The organism is Roseovarius sp. SK2, assembly GCF_028807495.1.
Classification (GTDB): Bacteria; Pseudomonadota; Alphaproteobacteria; order Rhodobacterales; family Rhodobacteraceae; genus Roseovarius; species Roseovarius confluentis.
In genome coordinates, this window is the sequence record NZ_JARAMK010000012.1 from 18,896 (window position 1) to 44,422 (window position 25,527).

The 25,527-nt window shown below is 59.9% G+C and carries 28 protein-coding genes; 13 read left to right on the top strand and 15 right to left on the bottom strand.

Annotation, left to right across the window (positions count from 1 at the left end; translation table 11 throughout):
* Positions 1-214: 214 nt before the first annotated feature.
* Entirely contained in the window at positions 215-1,129 is a 915-nt protein-coding gene (locus PVV74_RS19150) for a hypothetical protein (protein WP_274594343.1), read from the bottom strand.
* Positions 1,130-1,699: 570 nt separating this feature from the next.
* On the opposite strand from PVV74_RS19150, the gene istA reads away from it, so the two are divergent.
* The 3 genes from istA to PVV74_RS22910 are packed head-to-tail and all read left to right on the top strand — an operon-like array spanning position 1,700 to position 4,339.
* Positions 1,700-3,187, top strand: coding sequence for an IS21 family transposase (gene istA / locus PVV74_RS19155; protein ID WP_443217231.1), 1,488 nt, complete (start codon positions 1,700-1,702; stop codon positions 3,185-3,187).
* A complete protein-coding gene (gene istB, locus PVV74_RS19160; RefSeq protein WP_274594344.1) occupies positions 3,184-3,945 on the top strand; it encodes an IS21-like element helper ATPase IstB in 762 nt (253 codons plus the stop codon). The genes istA and istB overlap by 4 nt, the downstream gene beginning before the upstream one ends.
* Positions 3,946-3,976: 31 nt before the next feature.
* Positions 3,977-4,339: a DDE-type integrase/transposase/recombinase gene (locus tag PVV74_RS22910; RefSeq protein ID WP_443217232.1), complete on the top strand. Its 363-nt coding sequence runs from the start codon at positions 3,977-3,979 to the stop codon at positions 4,337-4,339.
* Between the two features lie 1,464 nt (positions 4,340-5,803).
* Here the strand turns inward: PVV74_RS22910 and PVV74_RS19170 are convergent.
* Complete coding sequence (locus PVV74_RS19170) at positions 5,804-6,103, bottom strand: hypothetical protein (RefSeq protein ID WP_274594346.1); 300 nt, start codon at positions 6,101-6,103, stop codon at positions 5,804-5,806.
* Positions 6,104-6,169: 66 nt separating this feature from the next.
* A complete protein-coding gene (locus PVV74_RS19175) occupies positions 6,170-6,361 on the bottom strand; it encodes a winged helix-turn-helix transcriptional regulator (protein WP_274594347.1) in 192 nt (63 codons plus the stop codon).
* 292 nt (positions 6,362-6,653) lie between these two features.
* Between PVV74_RS19175 and PVV74_RS19180 the strand changes: the two genes are divergently transcribed.
* Both PVV74_RS19180 and PVV74_RS19185 read left to right on the top strand, forming a co-directional pair.
* The gene (locus tag PVV74_RS19180) at positions 6,654-7,373 is read left to right on the top strand and encodes a glutathione S-transferase family protein (RefSeq protein ID WP_274594348.1); all 720 of its coding nucleotides are present in this window, start codon (positions 6,654-6,656) and stop codon (positions 7,371-7,373) included.
* On the top strand, positions 7,370-7,723 hold the full coding sequence (locus tag PVV74_RS19185; protein ID WP_274594349.1) for a DUF1428 domain-containing protein: 354 nt from the start codon (positions 7,370-7,372) through the stop codon (positions 7,721-7,723). The genes PVV74_RS19180 and PVV74_RS19185 overlap by 4 nt, the downstream gene beginning before the upstream one ends.
* A gap of 261 nt (positions 7,724-7,984) precedes the next feature.
* Here PVV74_RS19185 and PVV74_RS19190 read toward each other — a convergent pair whose 3' ends face one another.
* On the bottom strand, positions 7,985-8,347 hold the full coding sequence (locus PVV74_RS19190; RefSeq protein ID WP_274594350.1) for an ArsR/SmtB family transcription factor: 363 nt from the start codon (positions 8,345-8,347) through the stop codon (positions 7,985-7,987).
* Positions 8,348-8,395: 48 nt separating this feature from the next.
* Between PVV74_RS19190 and PVV74_RS19195 the strand changes: the two genes are divergently transcribed.
* A complete protein-coding gene (locus tag PVV74_RS19195) occupies positions 8,396-8,842 on the top strand; it encodes an SRPBCC family protein (protein WP_274594351.1) in 447 nt (148 codons plus the stop codon).
* Positions 8,843-8,872: 30 nt separating this feature from the next.
* The gene (locus tag PVV74_RS19200) at positions 8,873-9,211 is read left to right on the top strand and encodes a hypothetical protein (RefSeq protein ID WP_274594352.1); all 339 of its coding nucleotides are present in this window, start codon (positions 8,873-8,875) and stop codon (positions 9,209-9,211) included.
* Positions 9,212-9,281: 70 nt separating this feature from the next.
* On the opposite strand, the gene PVV74_RS19205 is transcribed toward PVV74_RS19200, so the two are convergent.
* Both PVV74_RS19205 and PVV74_RS19210 read right to left on the bottom strand, forming a co-directional pair.
* Positions 9,282-9,686 carry a VOC family protein gene (locus PVV74_RS19205; RefSeq protein WP_274594353.1) on the bottom strand — a complete coding sequence of 135 codons (405 nt, stop codon included), beginning with the start codon at positions 9,684-9,686 and terminating at the stop codon, positions 9,282-9,284.
* Between the two features lie 9 nt (positions 9,687-9,695).
* Positions 9,696-9,989: an ArsR/SmtB family transcription factor gene (locus PVV74_RS19210; RefSeq protein WP_274594354.1), complete on the bottom strand. Its 294-nt coding sequence runs from the start codon at positions 9,987-9,989 to the stop codon at positions 9,696-9,698.
* A 184-nt stretch (positions 9,990-10,173) separates the two neighbouring features.
* On the opposite strand from PVV74_RS19210, the gene PVV74_RS19215 reads away from it, so the two are divergent.
* A complete protein-coding gene (locus PVV74_RS19215; protein WP_274594355.1) occupies positions 10,174-11,559 on the top strand; it encodes an IS1182 family transposase in 1,386 nt (461 codons plus the stop codon).
* A gap of 181 nt (positions 11,560-11,740) precedes the next feature.
* Here PVV74_RS19215 and PVV74_RS19220 read toward each other — a convergent pair whose 3' ends face one another.
* The 8 genes from PVV74_RS19220 to PVV74_RS19255 form a co-directional block, all read right to left on the bottom strand.
* Positions 11,741-12,205: an SRPBCC family protein gene (locus tag PVV74_RS19220; protein ID WP_274594356.1), complete on the bottom strand. Its 465-nt coding sequence runs from the start codon at positions 12,203-12,205 to the stop codon at positions 11,741-11,743.
* Positions 12,192-12,545 (bottom strand): ArsR/SmtB family transcription factor, encoded by a 354-nt coding sequence (locus PVV74_RS19225; protein WP_274594357.1) that lies wholly within the window; start codon positions 12,543-12,545, stop codon positions 12,192-12,194. The genes PVV74_RS19220 and PVV74_RS19225 overlap by 14 nt, the downstream gene beginning before the upstream one ends.
* Before the next feature lie 127 nt (positions 12,546-12,672).
* On the bottom strand, positions 12,673-13,611 hold the full coding sequence (locus PVV74_RS19230; protein WP_064260190.1) for an ArdC family protein: 939 nt from the start codon (positions 13,609-13,611) through the stop codon (positions 12,673-12,675).
* Between the two features lie 41 nt (positions 13,612-13,652).
* Positions 13,653-14,138, bottom strand: a complete 486-nt coding sequence (locus tag PVV74_RS19235; RefSeq protein WP_274594358.1) for a hypothetical protein — start codon at positions 14,136-14,138, stop codon at positions 13,653-13,655.
* 1,195 nt (positions 14,139-15,333) lie between these two features.
* Entirely contained in the window at positions 15,334-16,545 is a 1,212-nt protein-coding gene (gene repC, locus PVV74_RS19240) for a plasmid replication protein RepC (protein ID WP_089963197.1), read from the bottom strand.
* Between the two features lie 213 nt (positions 16,546-16,758).
* The gene (gene repB / locus PVV74_RS19245; RefSeq protein ID WP_209259511.1) at positions 16,759-17,688 is read right to left on the bottom strand and encodes a plasmid partitioning protein RepB; all 930 of its coding nucleotides are present in this window, start codon (positions 17,686-17,688) and stop codon (positions 16,759-16,761) included.
* A complete protein-coding gene (gene repA, locus PVV74_RS19250) occupies positions 17,672-18,865 on the bottom strand; it encodes a plasmid partitioning protein RepA (RefSeq protein WP_009827042.1) in 1,194 nt (397 codons plus the stop codon). The genes repB and repA overlap by 17 nt, the downstream gene beginning before the upstream one ends.
* 134 nt (positions 18,866-18,999) lie before the next feature.
* A complete protein-coding gene (locus tag PVV74_RS19255; protein WP_274594359.1) occupies positions 19,000-19,881 on the bottom strand; it encodes a recombinase family protein in 882 nt (293 codons plus the stop codon).
* A 120-nt stretch (positions 19,882-20,001) separates the two neighbouring features.
* On the opposite strand from PVV74_RS19255, the gene PVV74_RS19260 reads away from it, so the two are divergent.
* Positions 20,002-20,247, top strand: a complete 246-nt coding sequence (locus tag PVV74_RS19260) for a type II toxin-antitoxin system ParD family antitoxin (RefSeq protein WP_103764499.1) — start codon at positions 20,002-20,004, stop codon at positions 20,245-20,247.
* Complete coding sequence (locus PVV74_RS19265; RefSeq protein ID WP_103764498.1) at positions 20,234-20,542, top strand: type II toxin-antitoxin system RelE/ParE family toxin; 309 nt, start codon at positions 20,234-20,236, stop codon at positions 20,540-20,542. Before PVV74_RS19260 ends, PVV74_RS19265 begins: the two co-directional genes overlap by 14 nt.
* A gap of 3 nt (positions 20,543-20,545) precedes the next feature.
* Here PVV74_RS19265 and PVV74_RS19270 read toward each other — a convergent pair whose 3' ends face one another.
* Positions 20,546-21,664 (bottom strand): tyrosine-type recombinase/integrase, encoded by a 1,119-nt coding sequence (locus PVV74_RS19270; protein WP_103764497.1) that lies wholly within the window; start codon positions 21,662-21,664, stop codon positions 20,546-20,548.
* A gap of 120 nt (positions 21,665-21,784) precedes the next feature.
* Here PVV74_RS19270 and PVV74_RS19275 point away from each other — a divergent pair, with 120 nt between their 5' ends.
* Genes PVV74_RS19275 through PVV74_RS19285 form a run of 3 tightly spaced genes read left to right on the top strand, consistent with a single transcriptional unit; the run spans position 21,785 to position 25,415 of the window.
* Positions 21,785-23,431 carry a transposase family protein gene (locus tag PVV74_RS19275; RefSeq protein WP_274594398.1) on the top strand — a complete coding sequence of 549 codons (1,647 nt, stop codon included), beginning with the start codon at positions 21,785-21,787 and terminating at the stop codon, positions 23,429-23,431.
* On the top strand, positions 23,422-24,360 hold the full coding sequence (locus tag PVV74_RS19280; RefSeq protein WP_274594360.1) for a TniB family NTP-binding protein: 939 nt from the start codon (positions 23,422-23,424) through the stop codon (positions 24,358-24,360). Before PVV74_RS19275 ends, PVV74_RS19280 begins: the two co-directional genes overlap by 10 nt.
* Positions 24,360-25,415, top strand: coding sequence for a TniQ family protein (locus PVV74_RS19285; protein WP_274594399.1), 1,056 nt, complete (start codon positions 24,360-24,362; stop codon positions 25,413-25,415). The genes PVV74_RS19280 and PVV74_RS19285 overlap by 1 nt, the downstream gene beginning before the upstream one ends.
* Positions 25,416-25,527 lie beyond the last annotated feature (112 nt).

Consider the following 25,527-nt stretch of genomic DNA (forward strand, 5'->3'; position numbering starts at 1 on the left):
GGGTCTCTGGCTGGATTTACTCGGGTTGCTATGACGGGGCGCTCGACAGCCAGTGGGGGCCGGCGAGCCGTGCGGCGCTGGCCGCATTCAAGACGCAGAGCGGCTCCGGAGGAGAAGCGTTGGCTGGCACAGAGCCGGGGCGGGCCTTGCTGGATGCCGTCCGGGGGCTGCTACCTGCGGTAACGTGCCGCTAAGCGGCGAAGGAGCAATTTCGTTACTCATGACCGAATGCCATGCCTTCGGGAAGCTGGTCTGCAATGGTGTCACCGGATACTCCGATATTCCACGCCAACCGACTCTCAGGGACATGGCCACCTGAACCTACTTCGCCAGAAACATTCATTCCAACGAATCTGATCTCGTTAAACTGAAGTGATGCCAACAAAGATGAACTCGTTCCGGGTCCCGTGTCGCAGGTGTGAAGGACGAAACTCGTAACATAGGTCTCGCACTTTTGCCACGACGCTGAGCGACCGCCATTAGCTTGGTCAAAGGCAGGATCGAATCCGATCAAGTACCCTTCCCCCTCGCCCCGGCCATCGGCAGTGAATTTCAGATACCCGCGTAACGTCCCGTCTAAACTTGGCTGTTGCGAGATCTGTTCAGACAGGAAAAACCCCACCCAGTCCTTGCGACGCTCAAAATCTCCGACAAGAGCGTCCAGGTTCAAGACGCCCGGTTCAACCCGCACTGCCCGCATGATGGGATCGTCCGGGGTCGGACGGGGACGGCCGTCGCGCAGGTCCAGGTAGGACAGGTTTGGGTGGTAGACTGCCGTTTCCAGGTCGCGCGGGCCGCAGCCGTTCTTGATCTGACTTGTGTTTTCGTCAACCACCATGTGCCCGGACGTCAGGATGGCATCGCGGCCGTCGATGCGCACCAGGAAGGCGTTGCTGCCCATTCTGCACGCCGGAATATGCACGAAGCCCGTCCGGTTCGCGGCTTGAAGGATGGCCCGTTCTTCCTCGGTCAGGCTGTCCGGGTCCTTCACGCGCAGGTCCATGATCGAGGCCTTGTCGTTGCCATAGTCGTATGTAGCCGGGAAGGCGGGCTGGCCACTTGCGGCGGCGAAAGCAAGGCCCGCCACACAGAGCGCCCACCGATTGATCGATTTTCGAAGCTTCGCCACACCTGCGTTCCTTGCACTATGCCGCATCAGGATAAATGCGGGCTTTCGACCGTCAACATTTCTGCCACTCTGGCCTGCGGGAATGATTGGATTGCCCGGCATTTTTCAGACGCCCCTACTCCGAGGCGCCGCCGGTCCGCCTCGCCTATCATCTCCAGTGCGCGTTGAATGACGCCGGAAGCGATGACGGGGCGCTCGACAACCAGTGGGGACTGAAGAATTGAGCGGGACTGGCCGAACTCAAGGCGCACAGCGGGTCTGGGGGAAGAACGCGGGTTGGCACAGAACCCGGGCGGGACTTGCTAGATACTGTCCGTGACGTTCTGCCCACCGCGACCTGTCGGTGATCCAGCGGATTGAGATATGATGTGGTTTCACCAGCCAGATCCTCACCACTTGGCGCAATTACCTCTTGTCCCTCATTACTGAATGCTCCGGTGCACGTCCGAGGCTGAGAACGGCGGTGCGAAAGTCGGCCACGGTAGCGGCGGGATGAGCCTGCTGCGGGCGGCGTAAAAGTCGGCCACCTTTACCCTTTCTGGCGACAGGGAGGGCGGGAGGATTTTCACCGTGGATTTGTATCGGAAAGTTCGGCTGGCCTGTGCTGAGGGCATGAGCCAGCGAGAAGCGGCGCGGCATTTCAACATCTCGCGCGACAGCGTAGCCAAGATGATGGCGTTTTCGGTTCCGCCTGGATATCGACGAACGGCACCGGTCAAACGACCAAAGCTGGATGCCTTCACCGGCATCATAGACGGTTGGCTGGACAGCGATCGGGAGATCCATCGCAAGCAGCGCCACACGGCGAAGCGTGTGTTCGAGCGGCTCCGCGAAGAGCACGGGTTCACCGGCGGCTACACGATCGTGAAGGATTACATGCGTCAGCGCGAACGGCGCGGCCGCGAGATGTTCGTGCCGCTGGCGCATCCGCCCGGGCACGCCCAGGCCGACTTCGGCGAGGCGGTGGTTGTCGTCGACGGTGTTGAGCAGAAGGCACACTTCTTCGTTATGGATCTGCCGCACAGCGATGGCTGCTTCGTGCGAGCCTATCCGGCGGCCACCGCCGAGGCTTGGGTCGATGGCCATATCCACGCCTTTGCCTTCTTCGGCAAGGTGCCGATCTCGATCCTGTACGACAACGACCGCTGCTTGGTTGCGAAGATCCTGCCGGACGGAACGCGCAAGCGGGCGACGCTCTTCAGCGGGTTCCTGTCACATTACCTGTTCCGTGATCGATACGGCCGTCCCGGCAAAGGCAACGACAAGGGCAACGCGGAGGGCCTGGTCGGCTATTCCCGGCGCAACTTCATGGTGCCGATCCCGCGGTTTGCTTCTTGGGAGGCGTTCAACGTCGATCTGGAGGAGCAGTGCCGAAAACGCCAGTCGGATGTCCTGCGGGGGCAATCCGAGACCATCGGAGACCGGCTCGCGCGGGATCTGGCGGCGATGTCCGAACTCCCCGCGGCGCCGTTCGATGCCTGTGATCAGGCGACCGGACGGGTCAGCTCCCAGGCGCTGGTGCGCTACAAGACCAATGATTACTCGGTGCCGGTCGCCTACGGCCACCGTGACGTCTGGATCAGGGGCTATGTCGACGTGGTTGTGATCGGCTGCGATGGCGAGGTGATCGCACGCCATCCCCGCTGCCACGACCGTGAGGACATGGTCTTTGATCCGGTGCATTACCTTCCGCTCATCGAGCAAAAGATCAACGCTCTGGACCAGGCGGCGCCCCTGGCTGAATGGGACCTGCCGTCTGAGTTCGCGACCCTGCGCCGCCTGATGGAAGCGCGAATGAAAAAGGCCGGGCGCCGCGAGTATGTTCAGGTTCTGCGCCTGCTCGAGACCTTCGGCATCGATGACCTCCACGCCGCGGTGAAGAGGGCCCTGCAATTGGGGGCGGTCGGCTTTGATGCGGTCAAGCACCTCGTGCTCTGTCACGTCGAGAAGCGGCCGCCGAAGCTCGACCTCGACGTCTACCCCTACCTGCCACGCGCGCATGTCGAGACGACCTCGGTCGCCAGCTACATGGCCCTGACGTCGGAGGCGGCGGAATGAGTGACGCCCCGAAGATCCTGCTCGCGGATCATCTGAAGACGCTGAAGCTGCCGACCTTCCTGCGGGAATACGACAAGCTCGCCCGACAATGCGCCGCCGAAGGTCAGGACCACGTCCAGTTCCTGACCCGCCTGGTCGAGTTGGAACTGATCGACCGGGAGCGGCGGATGATCGAGCGGCGCATCAAGGCGGCGAAGTTCCCGGCCACCAAGAGCCTCGACAGCTTCGACTTCAAGGCGATCCCCAAGCTGAACAAAATGCAGGTGCTGGAACTTGCCCGCTGCGACTGGATCGAGCGGCGGGAGAACGTCATCGCCCTTGGCCCGAGCGGCACGGGCAAGACCCATGTTGCTCTCGGCCTCGGGCTGGCGGCCTGCCAGAAGGGGTTGCCCGTCCGCTTCATCACCGCCGCCACGCTGGTCAGTGAACTGATGGAGGCCCGCGACGAACGTCGCCTGCTGCGGCTGCAAAAGCAGTTGGCCAGCGTCAAGCTGCTCATCATTGACGAGCTGGGCTTCGTGCCGCTCTCCAAGACCGGTGCGGAGCTCTTGTTCGAGCTGATCTCGCAGCGCTATGAGCGCGGCGCCACGCTGATCACCAGCAACCTGCCGTTCGACGAATGGACCGAAACCTTCGGCACCGAACGGCTGACCGGCGCTCTCCTCGACCGCCTGACCCATCACGTCAGCATCCTCGAAATGAACGGTGAGAGTTACAGACTTGCCCAAAGCCGCGCCCGGAAAGAAGCCGGCACCTGATCAATCGTCACAGAATTGGCCCTGCGGACCAATGCGCCATGGCACGCGCCAGCTATCTGGAGAGCGCGCGCGCCATGGCGCTTGGCACCCCGCCACTGGCCTGGTTTTACACCGCCGCGTGGCCGGTTTTTACTCCGCCGTTGACACGCAAGCGGCCTTCGCCGAACATCGCTCGTGGCGCGGGCCGCAATGGCATACAGATGAAACCTACGACCGCGTCGGTGGGCGTTGGCGCTATCATTTGAAGGCAGTGGATCAGTTCGGCCAACTGATCGAATTGCGGCTGACCGCGCGCTGGAATGCCGAGGCGGAAAGGGCATTCCAGCGTCAGGCGCGACAAACGGCACGGCACTATCAGCCACTGAGGATTGTCGCTGACAAGGCACACAACTAGGCTCAGGTGATCGGCGAGATTTACGGTCAGCTCGGTCCCGATGATGCGATCCGGCACATTGATCGCAAGCATTTGAACAATCGCATCGAAATGACCTGATCAGCCCCACCTGAGTGGTCCAATTTGATTGTTAGTGCATGGTTGGCCTCGCGCAGCAGTTAGTTCAGCAGTCCTGCAAAGTTGTATTCTTGACCGATTTCAAGGAAGACGCCCGCGACCTGCCTTGCACCTTAGGTACTGAGAGGTGATTGAGAGACCATTCCGAGACGAAGATCTAATCAAGAACCTCGGCTGGACCTTCGAAGAGGATCCAAACCTCAAATTGTAAAGCGACGCCAACGCGTGCGCCATCGAGTCGAATGTAGAATGTTCATCGCGTTAGCGCCCAATCGTCATACAACGGGAGCATGAAGGAACATCTTCCAGAACGCAGCCATTGGTTTACTCCCCGGTTCAAAAAAGGCGACTGATACGACATTCATGCACCAGCCGCCCTGCCTCGAGCTAGGAGGCGCTGAGGCTAGTTAATCGTCAACCCGACCTATTGGGAGACCGCGCTGACGGTGGTACGATACTTCTTTACCACTTTACCACGCGGGTCATCATGGGGAGCGACGCACCCGCGCAAAAATTGTGCAACAAAAGCACTGCTCGACGCAAGGTGCGTATTCGTGTGGCGATCAGATCTACAAGGCTCATTTCGATAGAGTATCTGCCCGCAACCTTGGGCAACGCACCCAGATCTACCTTTCAAGAGAATAGAAACTCGAGAAAAAGTAGAACATACGGAGGGTGAAGGAGAGTAGAACTCTGCTCAGATAGTCCTCACGTCTTAAGAAAAAGGCGGCTGGTATGGTACTCAACAACCAGCCGCCCAGCCCCTATCTGAAAGGCAGAAAGGGGCGTATAGAGATACGCTAGCACGTTCCATCGGACAGGCAGGCAGAACGCATCAGCGCGGCGGGAAAACCCACCCCAGGACGTTCAACGGGGATGAAGACGCCCGGAGGCCTTCTTTCGCCTATCCATATAGCGCCGAACAACCATAAGAATGTGCGGTGCCCAAAAATGTTGCAGGATGGATACACCCGTTGCGTTCTTTTTGTGCGCAACAATGCTATCTCTGCCGCCCAGACGTCTCGGTAGAGCGAAGACAAAGGATTTGGTTGCGTTTTTGATTGGCTTGCAAAGATGCTGCCCGAAGTGGCTTGAGCTTCAGTTAGTACCTCGAAATTTACGTAGATCCGTGGACCTTTTCTTGTTCTTTTGCGACCCAGTCGGTGCGAGCCCCACCGTGCGTCGGTTTGCCGAGGTGCCCATGTCGGAAGCAACCACTTTGCGCACTGTCTAGCAACCTCGACAATCGATCCGGTCCGTCACCTTGATAGATGTGCCAAACCGGCCGGCTCTCTCGGCATCACGGCTCTTGCACGCAGAACGTGACGACGCACCGCAAGTCGCACTCTACCTGTCGAGTTTGGCCGGCAGGTTGAAGAGCGCGATGAACGTTCGCGCAAGCTCGGGATCACCTGCTACCCGCAGCCCCGCCGTGTCAGGATCCACCCCGCCATAGAAGACCGCGGCAAGGGAGGGAGCGTCAGCGGCTTCGAACCGAAGATCGGGTTCGTCCGCAGCGCCACGCGTCACAGGCATTGCACCATCGGCAAGCCGCGCCGTGAACTGCGCGGCACCCATTACGAAAACCACGGTCGCCTTGGTGCTGCCGGCTGCGTCGGGATCGAGCATCGTGCGCAGCGACAGCATGAACGAAACCGGCGACAAAGGTAGCGTCGGATCATGCAAGGACGAGGCCGCCGCCCAGCGGCCAAGCTACTGTATGATCGGTTCTGCGGCATACCCCCACTCCGACAGGCCACAAAGCTGCGCCAGCGCCGGTTCTGGCGCCACGGACCGTACAACGACGCCATTTGTCTCGAGACCGGCAAGTCGTTCTGAAAGCACCTTGGCGCTGATCCCCGGCAGGCTCGCGCGGATATCGCTGAAGCGGCGCGGCCCAAACATAAGCTCTCGCTAGATCAGCATCGACCAGCGCTCCGCGAGCAATTCAAGGCCGAAGGCGGTGCCGCAGGCATCGCCATACCACCGTCCATGGGGCGCTTCCGCCGATCTAGTTACTTTTTGTTTTTACATAGTTGCTTTTTGTAACTCTACTGGATTAGCCTGTCCACATCGACGACGCGACTCGGAGGAACCTTAATGTCTGAGATGTCCTATATAGACCTGTCCATGGCGTATCTCGACCGCTCAATTGCGCATTGCGACACGCTGAATGCAAAAACGCGGGGGCTGTACCATGCCGGTTGATCCGAACGCCTCCATCACCATCACTGCTTTCGACTGGGTGCCTGACTTCGCAAAAGGACAGGTCCGGGATCTGCGCGTACGCTGGGCGCTCGAGGAGGTCGGCCAGGATTACGCTGTCCGCTACCTGCCCCAGGGCCAGCAAAAGGAAGCGGCGCATCGCACACTGCAACCCTTCGGACAGGTGCCGACCTACGAAGAGGACGGACAGGCGCTGTTCGAAAGCGGCGCCATCGTGTGGCACATCTCCGAACGTTTTCCCGGCCTCACCCCCAAGAGCGCAGCTGGAAAAGGCCTGTCGTTGGAATGGCTCTTCGCCGCCCTTAACACGATAGAGCCGCCGATCATGGACCGCGCGCAGGCCACGATATTCGAAGCGAAAGATCCGTGGTCCGCCCCTCGCCTTCCGGGTATCGACGAACGGATCACCGAACGCCTTCAGGAGGCCTCGGACAGGTTGGGAACCGCCGACTGGTTCGCCGGCAGCTTTTCCGCAGGCGACCTGATGATGGTCAGCGTCCTGCGGATCATAGAGGGCGAAGGCCTTGTCGAAGCGTTCCCGAACCTCGCCGACTACGTAGCGCGCAGTGCCGAACGGCCCGCGTTCCGTCAGGCGCTGAATGATCATCTGGCCGGTTTCACCGGCAATCCCCCACCCGGTTTCGACGCCTGGATGGCGGAGCTCCAATCCCACCAAGGGGAACTGACATGACCTATATCGCCGGATTTCTGACCCCCGTGCCGAACGGCAACAAGGAGGCCTATATCCAAAGCACCCGCAAGGCGTGGCCCCTCTTCAAGGAGTACGGCGCATTGCAGATCATGGAAACATGGGAGGATCAGGTTCCAGAGGGCAAACACACCGATTTCAAGCGTGCGGTTGCATTGAAAGAGGGAGAGGCCGTCTGCTTCTCCTGGATTGTCTGGCCCGACAAGAAGACCCACGACAAGTGCGGCGCCAGCATGCAGACCGACCCACGCTGGCAGGACATGGACATGCCTTTCGATGGCACGCGCATGATGTGGGGCGGATTCACACCTATCTTCGAGGAGACGGCCTGAACCGGGCTTTGCTCCACGCATGCAGGCCGACCGGACCTTCGAGCCGCCGGATTTCCGTCCAACAAAGGGACGTCGCGATGACCATCGCTCACGTACTTGGCAACAAGCGTTCCAGTGTTCTTTCCCTTGCCTTGAGTGGCATGATGACTTTGCCCGCATCAGGCCCTCAACATGCGGCCACCAGTCCCAGAAACTGTCTTAGAGAAGACGCCCATTAGTGGCCCATAAACAGGGGGCTAGACATGGCTCTTGTCCCACGCCTCAGACAAGACTGCTACCGTCAGCGTCGGCCGAAGATGCGTCGGTTTCGGCCAGCCTCTCCAGATCCCCAAGCATCCCGACCGCGTGCGCGGCGTAAGGCCCAATCCAGCGCTTCTGGATGTCATGGATCGGGAGGGCGTCGAGATGGTTCCAGCGTTCTCGGCCGCGCCGCTCGACAACCACCAGCCCAGCTTTCTCCAGAACCGATAGATGCTGCATCACCGTGCAGCGGTCGAGATCCGTCAGTGTCTCACAAAGGGCGCCGGTGGTCTGCGGACCATCCTTGATTAGGTCGAGTATCCGCCGCCGCGCCCGATGGCCGAGCGCCTTGAACACGGCGTCGAAATTATTTTCAGTTGACATGTTATATTTTTATAACATGAATGGTGGAAAGCAAAGAGGATTCGCATCATGGAGCTGAGATTCACGGTGGCGGGGCGCATGTCCAAGCCGGTCGAAGAGGTCTTCGAGGCCGTAGTCGCCCCTGACCGCCTGTCGCAATATTTCACCACGGGCGGCGCGCGGGGGAGACTGGAAACCGGGGCCGAGGTGACGTGGGACTTCCACGACTTTCCGGGCGCCTTCCCTGTCCTGGTGCAAGAGGTCGTCCCGAACCAAAAGATCGTGCTTCAATGGGAGGCGGACGAGAAGACCGCCACATGGACCACCGTCACCATGGAGTTCAGTCCACTGGAGGACGGGCGCACCCTGGTGCGGATCAGCGAATTCGGCTGGCCCGAAACAGAGGCCAGCCTGACCTCCTGCTTCGGCAATTGCGAAGGCTGGACCGGGATGCTCTGCGCCATGAAGGCCTGGCTGGAGCACGGGATCAACCTCCGGGACGGGTTCTACAAGTAACCCGAGATTTCAAAGAAGGAGCGACATGACATGGAAGCCGGAAAGAACATCGCCATCAAGGTGCCCCTGCATCGCTGGGAGGACACCGTGGCCTTCTACCGTGACAAGGTGGGTCTGACAGTCGCCCGTGAGCTGGAGAACAGCACGGGCTTCGAGTTCGGCGCGATGACCTTGTGGATCGACCGGGTACCGGCGCAAAGCCAGGTGGATGTCTGGATCGAGCTGTTCGACGACGACCCCGACGTCGCGCTGTCGAGCCTCGGCAGCCCCAAACGAGACGAGTTGGAGCCGCTGACCAATGTGACCGGGCACTGGACGTCGGACCCGGCCGGCACGGTGATCCTGTTGCGCAAAGAGCAGATGGGGTGAGCCACTAAATTGATGCCACCACCCGGTGTTGGGTCAGGTGGTGGCGTTCCGCTGAGATCGCAAGCGCACGTCAGTGGGGCTGCGGGTTCTTGATCTGGACCAGCTGGATCAGGTTGCCGCACGTATCGTCCAGCACAGCCATTTTGACATCGCCCGCATCAATCGGGGCCAGCATGAACCTGACGCCGCCTTCTGTCAGGCGATCATAGGTGTTGGCGAGGTCGTCGACGTGAAATGACGCGGCGGGAATGCCATCCGCAACAATCGCTGCCTGGTAAGGTTTCACAGCAGGATGGTCGCTGGGTTCCAGAAGCAGTTCGGTGCCAGTCGGCTGATCCGGCGATACCACCGTCAGCCATCGGTTCTCGCCCACCGGAATGTCGTTCTTCTTTTGGAAGCCCAGCTTCCCGACGTAAAAGTCGAGCGCGCGGTCCTGATCGTCGACAAAGACACTGGTGACGTAGATTTTCATCATCGTTCGCTCCTAAAGATACGGGGTAAGGGCCTGTTGCACGGCCTCGCGCAGCGGACCCGGCTCAAGCCTGTGGGTCTTGGTTCGCCCCTGCCACGAAATTTCAAGCAGTCCCGCCCGTTCGAGGGCATCGAGATGCTGCGAGACAGTTTGACGGGACAAATGTCCCGCGCCGTCCGGCTGGTCCGGGGCGACACACAGATCGAAAAGCGTCTGACCGGGCTTCTGCAATAGCGAGGCCAGGATGCGGCGCCGTTCCGTATGCGCCAGCGCTTTGAAAACGAGTGTTATCTGATCCTCGGTCATGCTGGTTGCAATATGCAGTAAGAATACTGCATGTCAACCCATGCGGACAAGCGAGCGCCAAGACCTCAGCGGCGGCAGGATCTGGTCACGAAGGTCGTCGTAGGGCTTATTCTGTTGAAAAACTCGCGCTTGATCGAGGGTCATCCTGCTGATTCAATTCTGCCAGCGGGCGGGAGGGATAGCGATGATGGGACCAAAGCAGGAGGCGCAACCGGCGCTGTTTTACGAGTTCTCGCTTGAGGGTCACGTCCCGCAAGACCACCTGCTTCGATCCATCGACAGGTTTGTTGACCTGATCAGCATTCGTGCCCATCTTGCGGATTTCTACAGCCACACGGGCCGTCCCTCCGTTGATCCCGAACTGCTGATCCGTATGCTGCTGGTCGGTTATTGCTTCGGCATTCGGTCGGAGCGACGACTCTGCGAGGAGGTGCATCTGAACCTCGCGTATCGCTGGTTTTGCCGGCTCGACCTGGCTGATCGGGTCCCGGATCACTCTACCTTTTCCAAGAACCGCCATGGCCGGTTCCGCGACAGCGAGCTTCTACGTCATCTGTTTGAGACGACCGTCGCGCGCTGCATCGAGGAAGGGCTCGTGAGCGGTCAGCGTATGGCGGTAGATGCCAGCCTGATCGCGGCAGATGCCAACAAGCAGAACTCGACGCCGAAGGAGGATTGGGACGTCTCGCAGATTGATCCAGCCGATGCGCCCCGCGCGGTCCGCGAGTATCTCGACACTCTGGACGAGGCCGCGTTCGGTGCCGCCAGTGAGGTCCAGCCCAAGTTCACGTCGCATTCTGATCCGGCCAGCCAGTGGACCTCGGCGCGCAAGGGGCCGGCATTCTTCAGCTATTCCGACAACTACCTGATCGACACGGATCATGGCGTCATCGTCGATGTCGAGGCGACGCGGTCGATCCGGCAGGCCGAAGTCGGATCGACCAAGACCATGCTGGATCGAGTGAAGGCCAGGTTCGGCCTGCATCCCGAGCGCGTGATAGCTGACACCGCCCACGGCACCGGACCGATGCTGGGCTGGCTGGTCGACCGCAAGATCGCCCCGCACATCCCGGTCTTCGACAAGTCAGGCCGCAGCGACGGCACCTGGACCCGGGCGGACTTCGAGTGGGACGCGGCCAACAACCGATACACCTGCCCGGAAGGCCAGGAGCTGAATCAGTTCCGCCGGAACTACTCTGACCCGAACAGGGGGCCGACCGGAAAGGGCGTCGCCAAGTATCGCGGTCTCAAGAACGTCTGCCAGGCCTGTCCATCGAAAACGCGCTGCTGTCCGAACATGGACTTTCGCTCCATCACCCGCGAAGAACACGAAGACGCTCGCCAGGTCGCCCGCGACATCGCCACAACCAAGCAATATGAGATCTCGATGAAGCTTCGGAAGAAGGTTGAGATGCTATTCGCGCACCTCAAACGTATCCTCGGCCTGGGCCGACTCCGATTACGTGGTCCATGCGGCGCAAACGACGAATTCCTCCTCGCCGCCACCGCCCAAAACCTCCGCAAGCTGGCCAAGACCTTTCCCGCACCGCAGCAAACGCGAAAAGCCTGATCAGGAAAGCGCGCGCGCCTCGTTCAGAGCACCACTTACTGCGCCAGCAACACGTTGTTTTTCCACAGAATCGGCTCAGTCCGGACCTTCGCCGCAAGATGCACGAAGGTCGGTAATGCGGGATCATCCTGCCCCTCGCTCCGCGGACTCGGATGTCCGCTCTATCTGCCTGCTGATTGCTTCAAAGTTTTTCGGCCAGCTTAGCTAGCTGTTCTATGGTGCTTCCCCAGCCTTCCTCGAACCCCATCTCTTCATGTTTTCGGCTGTCCTCGAGATTCTTGTGGAGGGCACGGGCGATGTATCGTGTGCCGCTACCTTCGTCCTCCATTGTGATGATTGAGGTCAATGTCAGCCATGGTTCCGCAGGCTCCCATCCTTCCTTCAGCGCCGTGGTGAATACGATCCGTTCCTGCGGGACAATGTCTAGAAAACACCCCTCCACATGAGGCTTAAATTCACCGCCGTCTTCGCTCATCAGGGTCTCGAAGCCCCCGCCGGGGTTAAGGTCCATCTTTTCGACCCGGCAAACGATAGGGGCGGGTATCCACCACTGCTCGAAGTTCTTTGGGTTCGCCCAGGCCTGCCAGACGGCAGAACGCGGAGCATTGATCAGTCTGGATACGGACAGTTGGTTATTCGACGTCATTGTTCGTCTCCGATGCATGTTGATTTTCGGCGAATGCAGCCAGGCGATCGGTTCGAGCCTCCCAGATAGCCCGCTGTTCATTCAGCCAGTCTTCCGCAGCAGCGAGGTGCGTTGGCACTAGGCGACAGGTTCGAACCCGTCCGGACTTCTCCGAGCTGATTAGCCCACTGGCTTCCAGAACCTTCACATGCTTAAGGAATGACGGGAGGCCCATTTCGAAAGGCTCCGCAAGCTCCTTGACCGACGCAGGTCCCTCAATCAGCCGTGCGATCATGGCCCGACGAGTCGGGTCGGCAAGAGCATGAAAGGCAGTATCGAGCGCGGATTGATAGTTTTTCATGTGGCCAACTATACAAAAAGTTGGCCGCTTAGCAAACTATTTCTGCAAACGGATATTCGCCGCGACGCAGCAGGAATGTTGGTCTGGGCTCGAAGCTGCCATTTTCTGCGTTGCGGAAGAGCATAGGTCATGCTGCCTCAGCGCCCTCCCCTGCCCTGCACGCCTCCGATCTGGCGATCAGATAGTCGCAGGCCCGCTGCGCGTCCGCGGCGTGCCGGAAGATTGCGCCCTTGTCCGACCGAAGAACGCGCAACCAGTTGTGGAGGTAGGCGGCATTCATCTCGAGCGTATGCGCGGTAAAGCCCAGCGTCTGACCCAGGAACACCGAGGTCAATTCCGCGACGATCTCCTCGCGAGCATAGGACGTGTTGCCAAACTTCGAGAACCCGAAATCGCGGTTCAGCCGATGGGGGGCTTTTGTGGCATGGGCCAGCTCATGGGCCCAGACCCCGTAGAAATTGCGCGGGTCCTGAAACCGCGTGATGGACGGCATGTAGACCTTGTCCACGGGGGGCAAATAGTACGCCTCCGTGCCCGTGAAGACGGTTGTGATGTCGATGGCATCGAAAAACGCTTGCATGTGCGGGATGGGCTCGGACGGCGGATGCTCGGGCACGGGCTCCGGGTCAGGGTAGAAACTGTCGGGCAAGCCCTCGATCTGGCAGGCATTGAACACGCGGTAGGATTTCTGGAAGCGGAAGATGCGGGCTTCCTCGGAGTGATCATCCCCGCTGCTACGGTCGTCCTCGCCATCGGCGTCTTTCCGGCTTTGGCCGTAGTAGACAACGACAGAGGACTTCTCGCCTTTGCGCACCTTCGCGTCCAAGGCATTGGCCTGAGGCAGCGTCATCCAGAAGGGCGAGCTGTGGCCCGCCATCACGGTGCGCATCGTCAGCAGGAAGTTGTTGACCCCCTGGTAGGGCTCACCCCCCACGCGCAGGGGGCGAGAGCTGCCGCCTGCGGTCCAGGGCTTTCGCCAGGGCAGGACGCCGCGCTCAATGATACGGATGATTTCGTTTGTGATGACCTCTGAGGCATCGAATTTGGGCGTACGGGATCGGGCCATGGCTGGCCTCCTTTTCGAGTTTTGGTGAGAGGGAGTGGTGACTAGGTTGACCGACAGGGGCGCGGATCGTTGGCGATCCTGCCACCGAGGGCTTCGACCATGTCGATGTAGGTGGTCAGCGACACGGACTTGCCGGGACCCGAAGAGTCAGGGTCGACCGATCCGTCCCGCGTCACCCGCGGCAGGTTCGCGAAGGCGATGACATCGGTGACGAGTCGGATATCGATGAACGGCGTGCCACGTGCGACCGCAAGAGTGGCCAAGGGAAAGCGCTCAATCGGCGCGTGGGTGGATACGGTGGCGCAGCCGAGATGGAGGAACGTTCCACCCGCCCCGCAGATCACATGGGCATTCGGCAGCGTCGCCGCCTGCCTGAGATAGCCGAGATCACGCAGGACGGTCTGGCGTTCGAGCCGCTGTGCCAGCGCCGTCTGGCCAGTTCGGCGCAGCTCTCTATGTCGCCACCAGGAGGCGGCGGTTGCGCGGAGCACGCGCAAGACACCTGTTTGCATGGGAATGCCCTTCATCCGGAACGGCAGACCGGAACCCGGCCCGGACCCATCTGAGGGACCCCAAAGGCCCTCATCCGTCAGTCACAAAACCCGAAGAACACTTTCACTTTTCGTGGACCAAACCCATGAAACACCCAACCGCCACCGAACTGTACTGGTACGACGGGATCAGAACTTCCACAGGGCCCACGGCTAGACCTGTGGCGGCTCCTTCTTCACGAGATAGCCCAAACCGCTCAATCGGCCCGCAACTGCCAACTTCTTCATAAAGCGTGCTGATGCTTTGGCTTCCCGCCGATGTAGCGGATCGGCACCCTGGAAAGGGAAACCATGTCGATGATGGCTGTTATGGGCATAATTTCCCATCGCGAACACTAAAACACAATAACCCATTGTTATTAAATCGCTTTCATCCACCGGATGGATCAGATCATTCCGCAGCCAACATCAAAGCACTCTTTTGAAGAGTTCGGGTGTCATGAAATCAAGAGATTAAGTTGCACCCGCTGTTCTGCGATGTCCTCGCCGTCCACTACGACCAAATCAGTGGAACGCGGGACCGCTGGCAACCAGCTGCTGCGCTTGAGGAACCGATTGCCTCGCTGGCCATGTCGCCATTATCGAAGTGACTGAGAAGTTACCGGCTCCCCGCGTGCGGGAATTCGAGGATCGAGCCCTTGGTCAAACGGTTTTGGCAACCATCGATCGTCTGCTCCTTGTGCGCTGCGGCCCGTAGCCACGATATCATGCAACAGACATCCACAACCTACCTCTCAGTCATTAGCACCGATGAAGGCCAAGGGAATATCCGAGGCCAGGACCCAAATCGCCGTCAGCAGGCGCCGGATAGCGTAGAACCAATTGTTCAGGGTATTCATCATCAGATCTCAGACTTCGAAAAGGGCAGGGGCCGCGGAGGCGCGCAACTGCTAGGTTGGCTACAGCGCAACGCTCTGTATGTTCTTCACTAGCCGCCTTTGCGCTACTAGCAGCGATGGTCACCAGCTGAGGTTTTACCATGATGATCGGGATGCCCTCGTCATCAGATCTTCGCCGCGACGAAGGCGAAAGCCACTTTCACGATCTCAAATACCGCCACACCTCAACCCCCTAACTTTTCTCTCTCGAACACCGTTTGTGTGCCGAGAGCCTACTTAACAGCTGTTAAGTTATGCCATGCCAGCCGCACGAGATCGGAGTTTAACAGCTGTTAAGCCGCGTTCCGCCGGCCAATCAGTGCCATGACCATTGGGCCACAGGAAAACTCGCCTGCCGCAGCTTTGGCAGTCAGAGCTCGCAAGTATCCACCAGGCGATCTTATGTCGGCGAAGCGTTCCAGCATGGCAGCAACGACGATCGACGCTTGCTCCGGACCCATGAACCGCTGTGCTTCTTCCCATGCAGACGCACTGATGCCCATGGCTGGCCGCACATGGCACGCCGCATCGAAGAGCTGATGCCAATGCCGGATCTCACCTTGGTAGAAGGTCTTGAGCGAGGGACATGCCGCGATCACTAGGTGCAGCGGGATCTTTGGCAGGTGTCTTGTGTCCTGTTCATCAACGTCAGCCACCGGCTCATTCGTATCCACATCTGGCACACCCGCGGCCGCCCCGCTTTTTTCTAAAGCAGGTTCAAGATCTATAGATTCTTTATTTGAATTATGATGGTGACGCTCAGATTGGGCATCATTGGTGTTCATTTCTTCTGTTTCAGGGCCATCAATGATGTTGCGTGCCTGGTCAAGGAGAGCTTCAAGGTCGGCTCGATAGGCCGCGAGGTCCTCAACTGAAAGCTTGCGGCGAAGCGCGCGGGCTGTGAGGGCAGCCCTGTCGCGAAGCTGATCCCAGAAGCCTAGGCCTGGCTGCATCTCGTCTCCGAACTCGGCGAGGGCCGCGAGATCGCGGCGCATGAGGCTTACGACCTCTCTCAGGCGCCTGACGCGCTCCTCAGCCTCACGTACGGCCTCTGCGGCCCGTGCTATCTCCTCGGACTGACAGTAGAGCGGGGAAAGATCGAAGCCAAAGGCAACGCGGTCTTCGCCGTGCTTACGGACGTAGCGCTTCCCATTGGGGCTATCGCGCCGCTGGAGCAAGCCAGCCTCGACAAGACGCGCGAGGTGACGACGCATCGTGGAGCAGGGCATACCATTCAGGCGCTCACAGATCGCCTTGTTCGAGGGGAAGACGACCATCTCGGCGTTCCCGCCAAGCGCATCGTCCGGAAAGAAGCTGAGGAGCCCCTGCAAAACCGTCAGATCACGTTCCGAGACCCCAAAGGCCGCTTGCGCCTTGGAGAGCTCGCGCAGGAGTTCCCACTTGTTAACGGGTCTGGCTGGAACAGATGCCTCGGGTCGCTCAATGACGCGCAAATGGGCGTGCGAAATCGGCCGCATAAACGGCGAGATTGGTGTGTACTCCATGAAAATGTCCACGAAGACAAAAATTCTAGGGCCCGCGAATCGCTTTGCGCTTGCGGGGTAGGGGCCAGAACGCTACATTCAGAAGTGCGAAAACTGAGATTTTGTAGCGGGCTGATCCCGGTGCGAAACCTTACAAAGGTCTCGTGAAGCTAGCTTCTCGGGGCCTTTTTCTTTTTGCCTGTATCGTGCCTCCTTCTTGTTGGTTGCTCTTCCTCAGTCTCCTGAACGCTTCCAGCGCTCATGAAGCTCGGTAATCAGCTTTGGGGCGTTGCCCTCCAACCAGCTGATAAAATCAGGTTCATCCGTAGTTAGATCAAGTTTGAGCTGCTTGCCTTGGCGGCTGGTCTTGACCGTCGCAGCTCCAACACCGGGGATCGCCAAAGCAGGCACACCCTTTCTAGACGGGCTTGCTTTCTTCTCTGCGCTCTTCGCAGCTGCCAGAACTGCGAGAAACGCACGCTCAGAAACCTCATCGACCGAGCCGGAACTTCCGGACTTGGCTGCATGAGCTATGGCTAGCAGTTGGTCCCGATCACCGTCGTAGGCACCCAAAGCCTTTTTGAGCTCTTCCCATCTCGGGCGACCAATCCCAGGAGCTGCACCAATTGCCTGGATGAGATCCTCGCCGACCGTCCGAACGACACTCAAGAGCTGTGAAACCCCAGCTTCGTGGAGGTTAAGGACTTCGGCGACACCACGATTGGTGCGCTCAGCCCCTTCCAAATGGTCGCCGTCTAGAAGCGCCGTCGCTACAAGCGCACGTTCAATAAAGCTCAGATCACGACGCTCTTGGTTCTCGAGAAGCTGATCTCGAAGCGCTTGATCACCTTCAACCTCTGTGACGATGGCTCGAACTTTGATACCGAGTTCGCGACATGCTTCCAAGCGTCTGCGGCCATAGATCAGGTTGTAGCGATCGCCTTCCAGTGGGCGGACCAAGACAGGCACACGCTGACCGTTCTTGGAAATAGAGTTCTTCAGGCCCTCAACTTCAATCTGAAGCCTGTCATCCAACCGTCCTTCGGTAACAATCTGCGCCGGATCGATCTCAAAAACACCGCCACGCAGTCGGCGCCCTTCAAGAGCGTCAGGAGCGTTGCGAAGGGTCTGCAGCGGCAGGCCAAGTTTAGGCTTTCTTGCCATTCCGCCCCCATGTGTTCTGGATGATTTCAGCGATCTCATCGTTCACTGCGTTCATAGACTCGATCGCACGATCAAACGTCTGACGCGTGAAGTCCTTCTTGTCAGCTTCGTAGAGCGTTTGCTTGGTCAAGCCGGCATCAGAAATTGCGGTCGACTCAACCATGTGATTGGTCAGGACCGACCTCCCAAAGAGCCCGCGAATGAAGGCGATGACTTCGGTCTGTGGTGCGTCGCCGACTTTGTATCGCGTTGGCAAGAAGCGAAGCCAATCGAAGCGCAGATTTGCGCCTGCATCCCTGATTACTCCAAGGAGATCCGCAGTCATTCGCAGGAATTGGGACATCGACATAAGGTCAAGCATCTGCGGGTGAACCGTCACGAGCACACCAGAGGACGCGGATAGTGCTGACATCGTCAAGAAACCAAGTTGCGGCGGACAGTCGATCACAACAACGTCGTAGTTCGCTTCAACACTATCGAGTGCGTCATGAACTCTCGCGAAGAACGCCTTCGCTCCGCCTCGCTGGATCGCAGCAGGCGTCTCGTGCTCGAACTCCATGAGTTCAAGGTTGCCCGGGATAAGATCAAGGCCGCGGATGTAGGTCTTGCGGATCACTTCGGCGATCGGAACCGGATCGTCATAGCGAACGGCATCATAGAGGGTCCCGCCCTCCATGAGGTCGAGTTCTGGCTGGATTCCGTGAAGAGCCGAAAGAGATGCTTGGGGGTCGAGATCGATCGCAAGAACCCTGTACCCCTTGAGCGCCAAGCGCTGAGCGAGGTGAGCAGATGTCGTCGTTTTGCCGGACCCGCCCTTGAAGTTCACAACTGAAATGACTTGAAGCTCGTCACCGTCGCGACGTCCGGGCACGTAAGTTCCAGACTTTTTTGCGTTTCCTTCAAGCGTCTGCCGGATTTCCCAAATATCGTCGAGCGTATAACGGCGATGACTTCCAGCCGTCGTCTCAACGTCAACGATCTTTCCTTCTCGATGAAGCTTCCGAAGATAGGTATGGTCGACGCCAAGGAGCTCAGCAGCTTCGCCGCTTGTCAAAGTGCGCATCACCTTCTTTGCATCTGGTGGGAAGTGTGCAGCGCGCTGAGCATGCAGGTTCGACGCGAGAAGTTCCGCGTAGTGCCCGATGGCGATATCTAGATCCTGTTCTGCTTCGCTCATGTTTGCCCCGATCCGTGGGCGCGTTTTTTATGTGACCGCGCGTTATTTTTCGAGACTATTGCCCGAGCAGCCAGATTCGTGCAAGCACTTTCTAGATTTAGTGGCAATCCGTTAGGCCAACACAAGTGTCGTGTTCAGAGGAGCCCCAACTTTTCCGCACGCTCAAGCAGCATTTTGACCGAAGACGGCTGCCAGCCAGTGCGGCCCCGAGGGGTGCGCTCACGCATGGCTTCCAACCGGTCGCAGATCGCTTGTAGCGTGATATCCGGGTCCGACCCTTTGATGGCCGCCACGATGGCCGGCAGGCGGTCATCGGTTTCGCGGCGTCCGGCGCGGCCAAGCACCTCGGCAGGAAGGAACCCGTCGCGCACATATGCCTTCACAGCGCGGAGCAGTCGGCTTTGTGTCCAATGGCGATCTGGGGGCAGGGGGCCATTGATGATCCGCAGCAGGTCTTCCCAGGCCATATCGGGGCGCAAGCGGCGCACATGGGGCACCCAATCCTGCGCGGTCTCGTTGAGGCGCTCCATGTAGCCGTCCTGTCGCGCCAGCCGCACCTTGCGCAGCGCAGCGGGATCCTTGGCGCGTAGCCCAGGATTGCCACCAACGCGCCCTTTGGCGCGCGCAGAGGCAAGCCCGGCCTTTGTGCGTTCGCGGATCAGAGCGCGCTCGAACTCGGCCGCAGCGCCTAGAACCTGCAACGTGAACTTGCCTTGTGGCGATGCCGTGTCGATCGGGTCCTGCAGCGAGCGGAAGAAAGCCCCCTTGGCCTCCAGCCGTTCGATCACCTCCAACAAGTGCGACAGAGACCGCGCAAGCCGGTCGATCCGCACAACGACCAGCGTGTCGCCGCCCTGGACACGTTCGAGCACGCGTGCCAGCACCGGTCGTGCGCGATTGCCGCCAGAGGCGTGCTCTTCAAAGATCTCGACGCAACCCGCAGTTTGCAGGGCCTCAGACTGGGGCAGGGGGGTCTGATCCTCTGTGGAAACACGGGCGTAGCCTATCAGGGGCATGAAAACGGGCCGTTTGCAATTTAAGGTATCGCTAGTAAACGACCGTTTGGTTCCGTTTGTATGAGCCGTTCTTGCACTTTGGCAAACTTTGTCATACATACTACTAATAAGGAGATCACCATGGGCACCATGAATATTTCGTTGCCGGACCCGATGAAAAACTGGGTCGAAGAACAGGCAAAAACCGGACGGTATGCCAATTCCAGCGACTACGTTCGCGACCTGATCCGGCGTGATCGTGCGCGGAGTGAGGCCATTGCTGAAATCCAGGCTTCTGTCGACGCAGGCCTCTCCAGTGGCCCAGCGACCTCGCTTGATCGCAGCACGTTCAAGTCCCGGATGCACGCCAAATATGCCGGAGAATAGCGGTTGGGTCATTCGACCCGCGGCTGAAACCGACTTGTCCGAGATCTGGCACTACGGCGCAGACAACTGGGGCATCGAGCAGGCAGATCGCTATGCGGATGGCCTTTTTGCACTCTTCGACCTTCTCGCTGACTTTCCAGAGATGGCCCGGGAGCGCAGTGAGTTCACACCTGCGGTACGTATCCATCCCAGCGGAGCGCATCTGGTGATCTACCGGGCGGCGGGGCAGGGGGTCGAGATCATCCGCATATTGCATGCCCACCAGAACCTGACGGCCTATCTGCTAGACGGCTGATCCTCACAATCCCGCAGCCTTGGTCAGGTTTACCCGGAACCGGTCGCGGCGACGCTGATAACGACGGGTCATCTCGGCCGAGGCGTGCCCAAGTTGTCTCTGGACGTAACGCTCGTCGACCTCGGCGGAGCTGGCGAGACCAGCGCGCAGAGAATGTCCGGAAAAGAGCGCCACGCGGTCTTTCTCGGGCAGCTCAGATCGAATGCCAGCGTCCAGGACCGTTCGCTTGATCAGCCGAGCCACATGCTTGTCGTTGAGCCGGGCGTTGAGCGCGCGTTTACCGCCGCGTGACGTGCGCACGAAGACTGGCCCAAAATCGATCTTGGCAAAATGCATCCACTGTTCGAGCGCATGCACCGGGCAGGTCTGTTCGGACGATCCGCGACCGATCTCGACCTCACGCCAACCGGTTTTAGCGTTGAGCGTGAGGATCGCACCATCGTCGAGGATCTCGACCCAACCACCGGAGTCCGGTGTGTCGTCCTTCCCGTGATCGAGACTGACAATCTCGGAGCGCCGGAGGCCACCAGCGTAACCCAAAAGCAGAATCGCGCGATCCCGCAATCCGCGCAGATCGAAGGGCAGGGTGGCGACCATGGCGAGGATGTCCTCGGGCAGGATCGCCGCTTTCTGCACTGGTGGGCGTGCGTGCTTGCGCTTGATCCCGGCCAGCACCGCGGCGATGTGCCGGTTCTTGCGGTCCAGGGTGAAGCCACGTTGCGCGTAGTTCCACGCAAGGCCGGAGAGTTTTCTGTCTATCGTCGAAACTGACAGGGCAGGGACCCGATTCCTTGGCACCGCCAGGTCGGTGAGATAGAGTCCGATCATCTCCGGCGACGGCGGCAGGGGCTCCGTGCCTTTCAGCCGGCACCAGCGCGCGAAGTGCTTCCAGTCGGCCGCGTAGGCCTTGTTGGTGTTCTCCGCCGTCGAGGCCTTGGCGTAGTCGCGGGCGATATCGACAAGGCGGTCGAGATTGCCGGAGCCGGCCACATGAGCGGGCAGGGTGATCGTATACCCGTCCGCGGCCTCTCTCTCGTCGATCTTGTGATCTCCGGTTGCAGCATCGTTCACTGCGCTCGATTTCTCATCGCCTGAGGGCGTATTTTCAGGTGTTCTGCTCATGTCGTTCTTGTTCCATTAGTGGACACTAACGTATTGATATCATTGTGTTCATGTTCTTGTTTCATTCCCGGATTATAGGTTCATTATCGGACATAAGACACTTATTTTCCGGGTTTGGCCATGGTGGATCGAGCAGACATCAACGCCGTCGACGATGCTGCGTGGGCACAGGCGGTCGCGCGGGAAGCTGTGATCCGCCGCCTTGCAAGCAAGGCGTCACCGAACCGTGCCGAATTCCTCAAGGCCTGCCGCGATCTTGGTCTCAAGCGCTCCCGCCTCTACGAATTGATCTCAGCGTACAAGGCGCGCCCGGTCGCCAGTTCCTTGCTGGCGGCTCAGGTTGGGACACCGACGGGCAGCCGTCGGCTGCCTGACGAGATCGAAGCGGTGATTTCGGGGGCGATCGAGGAGTTCTACAAGTCCCTCCAGAAGCCAAGCATCAACGCCCTGCAAAAGGAGGTACGCAGGCAGTGCAGTCAGAGGGGTCTACGTCCCCCGTGCTGGACCACGCTGCGGGACCGTGTGGCGGCGATAGATCCGGCGGAACTTACGACTGCGCGTGAGGGTGCCAAGGCCTCTCGCCAGCGCCATCACCCGGTGCCGGGCAGCTATCAGGTCGAACGGGCCTATGAGGTGGTTCAGATCGACCACACGCTGGTGGATGTCATCGTCGTGGACCGGGTTCATCGGAAACCTTTGCAACGGCCCTGGCTGACCCTCGCCATCGACGTCGCCAGCCGCATGGTGGCAGGGTTTTATCTGACGCTGGAGCCGCCATCGGCCTTGTCGGTGGCACTGGCCATTCAGCACCTGGTGCAGCCCAAATCCGATTGGCTGGAGAGCTTGGGGATCGACGCGGATTGGCCGACCGAGGGATTGCCGGAGACCATTCACATCGACAATGCGAAGGAATTCCGCTCGAAGGCGATGAAGCGCGGGGCGGAAGAGCACGGGATTTCACTGCAGTACCGGCCGATAGGGGCGCCACATTACGGCGGTCATATTGAGCGGCTGATTGGCACAATGATGGGGGCGGCTCACCTGCTGCCGGGATCGACCTTCAGCAGCATCAAGGATCGCGGTGATTACGACTCCGTGGGCAAGTCGGCGATGACGCTCGACGAGCTGGAGCACTGGTTGGCGTTGGAAATCACCCGTTATCATGCTGAACGGCACCGTTCGCTCGGCATTCCGCCAGTCGCGGCCTGGAACGAGGCCTATGGGCGGCGCGAGGCACCATTGCGCCGGCCTTACGATCCGGAGGGGTTCCGGATCGACTTCCTGCCGAGCACGGAACGCATGGTGCGCCGCGATGGCATCCATCTCTTCGGTCTGCGGTATTGGGACGATATCCTGAGCCTCTGGGCGGGTCGGCAGGACCGGCAATTGCGCGTGTCTTATGATCCGCGCGATCTCTCGACGATCTTTGTGCTTGGCCCCGAAGGTCAGCGCTATCCTGTGCGATTTGCGGATCTACGCCATCCGTCGATCACCCTTGCGGAACATCGCCGTGCGCAGGCGATTTTGCGCGAGCGCGGGCGGGCGCTCGAGGATGAAGCCCTCATATTCGCGGTGATCGAGGAACAGCGCGCCCTGGTTGATGCTGCCAGTAGCAGGACACGGGAGGCCAGGCGGTTTTCCGAGAGACGGGACCGAGCGCTTGATGGGGTAGGGGCCTACGAGGCTGTAGATGCCGGTCCGGAGCCCAAGGAAAGCGAGAATGTGCTCAGGGACCACCCGGGGTTCGAAGTTGAGGAATGGTCGTGACCGAAGGCAGCGCATTTGCACATCTCGATCCGACCTACCGCCGGTTTGCGGCGCTGCCGGATGATGAGCGCATTGCCTGGATCCGGGCCGACCGCTGGATCGGTTTCGATCAGTCCGGGGCCGCTCTGGCACGTCTGGAGAACCTGCTGACCTATCCACCGCGTGACCGGATGCCATGCCTGCTGATCTACGGTGACACCGGCATGGGTAAAACCAAGATCGTCCGCAAGTTTGAACGCGACCACCCGCCGAAGTTCAGTCAGATCACCGGCGTTGACCACCGCCCGGTGGTTGTTGCGCAAGTGCCATCCGAACCCATCGAGCGCGATCTTTACCGCGAACTTCTGGCCGCCATGGGCGCGCCGGCGATGACAGGAGGCACGCTTGCCCGTGAGAAGGATATCTGCCGATCGCTGCTGCGGACCGTGGGCGCGAAGATGATCATCCTCGACGAGGTGAACGGCATGCTGGCCGGAACCTTCCGGCAACAGCGAATTTTTCTCAACGCGATCCGGTTTCTGGCTAATGACCTTCGGATTCCACTGGTGTGTGCCGGCACGGATCTTGCGCGCCAAGCCCTGCTGACCGATGCGCAGCTGGCTGAGCGGTTCGAGGCGTTCCATCTCAAGCCCTGGCTGAACAATGCCGCCTTCGCCGGGCTCCTGAAAAGTTTTGAACGCATCCTGCCTTTGCGCGAGGCATCCGATCTGATCAGCGGGGAGGCCAGAGAGCGGATTCACAAGCTGACCTCCGGTGTGACGGCGCGCATTTTCCGCCTGATCGAGACGGCGGCGGAAGATGCGGTTCGGTCGGGCAAGGAGCGCCTCGACGCGGATAGTTTTGGCGACAATCTGGTGCTGCCGCTGGTCTCGATGACCCAGACCGCTCGGCGGCGGGGGAAGCCCGCGCAACAACGGGTCGGGGCATGATGGTGCCGGCCAGACTGCCCGTCGCGCCGCGTCCGTTCCGGGACGAACTGCTTTCGTCCTGGGTGGCGCGGGTTGCCGCGCGCTACGGGGCGGAGCCCCTTGAGCTGATGGTACACCTGGCGGGGCAGGGGGGTAGGGACGCAGGCGCGCGGCAGGTTGACGATGTGGCGCCGGATATGGGGCTGCTCATGCTTTGGGCGAAGGCCTGCAGGATCGATCCGGAACGGCTTCGTCGCAGGTCACTGGCTTCCCGATATCCTGCTCAGCCTCGGGATTGGTTTCTGACCGAGACTGTACCGGTCTGCCTTGCCTGTTTCGATGCGGATGTTGCTGTCGGTCGCGATGCCTATCTGCGGGTGAATTGGCGATTGACGGAGCAGGTGGTTTGTCCGGTGCACCGGACCATGCTCCTGGACCGCTGCCCCGCTTGTCGCGGTCACCTGAGGCCTTCCCTTCGCATGTTGAATGGCCTGCTGCGTCCCTTCTGTCGCAAGTGCGAAGCCGTTCTGACAGGTGGGGGAGGGGAGGCAGAGGACCTTTTGAATGTGGATTTCGCCGCAGGTGTCCTCGATCTCCAACGCCAGATCAATGGGATCGTCAGAGGAGGCCCAGGACGCCTTGATCGACTCGAACATGCAATTCGCATTTTGTGGGCGCCGCTCGATCGCAACGGGGCGGCGCGGCCGGTCCTCGCGCTCTGGTACGATGAACCGGGGTGGAATTGTCCCTACGAGGCCCGTGCGACCGTCGGTCGGCATGCGCCTCTTCAGCACCTGTCGGTGCGTTGGCGGGCTCTGACGCTGGTGATCTTGCATGATCTCTTTGGAACAGATCTGGTGCCTGGTGCGGTCCTGCCGGAGGCCGCCCTCGTCCTGTTCCGGCGTGCCGCCCCATTGCCGTGGCTGTCAGAGGGGCGAGGCACGCGGGCGGGCAAGGGAAAGCGTGGTATTGACGTAGGGGCGGAACGAGTCCACAGATTGAGCAAGAGGCCCCTCCACCGGTTAAATGGAAATTTCCTCGACGAGAGAGGCGATTTCGGCCGAATCCACCCATGAAACTAAAACGACAGCTCATGTTTCTCAGCCTACTTCATTTATGTCCGATAAGGCAAACTTATTGGACATGACAGAGGACGGCAAAGCGGGGCGGTTTGTACATCATATTGTG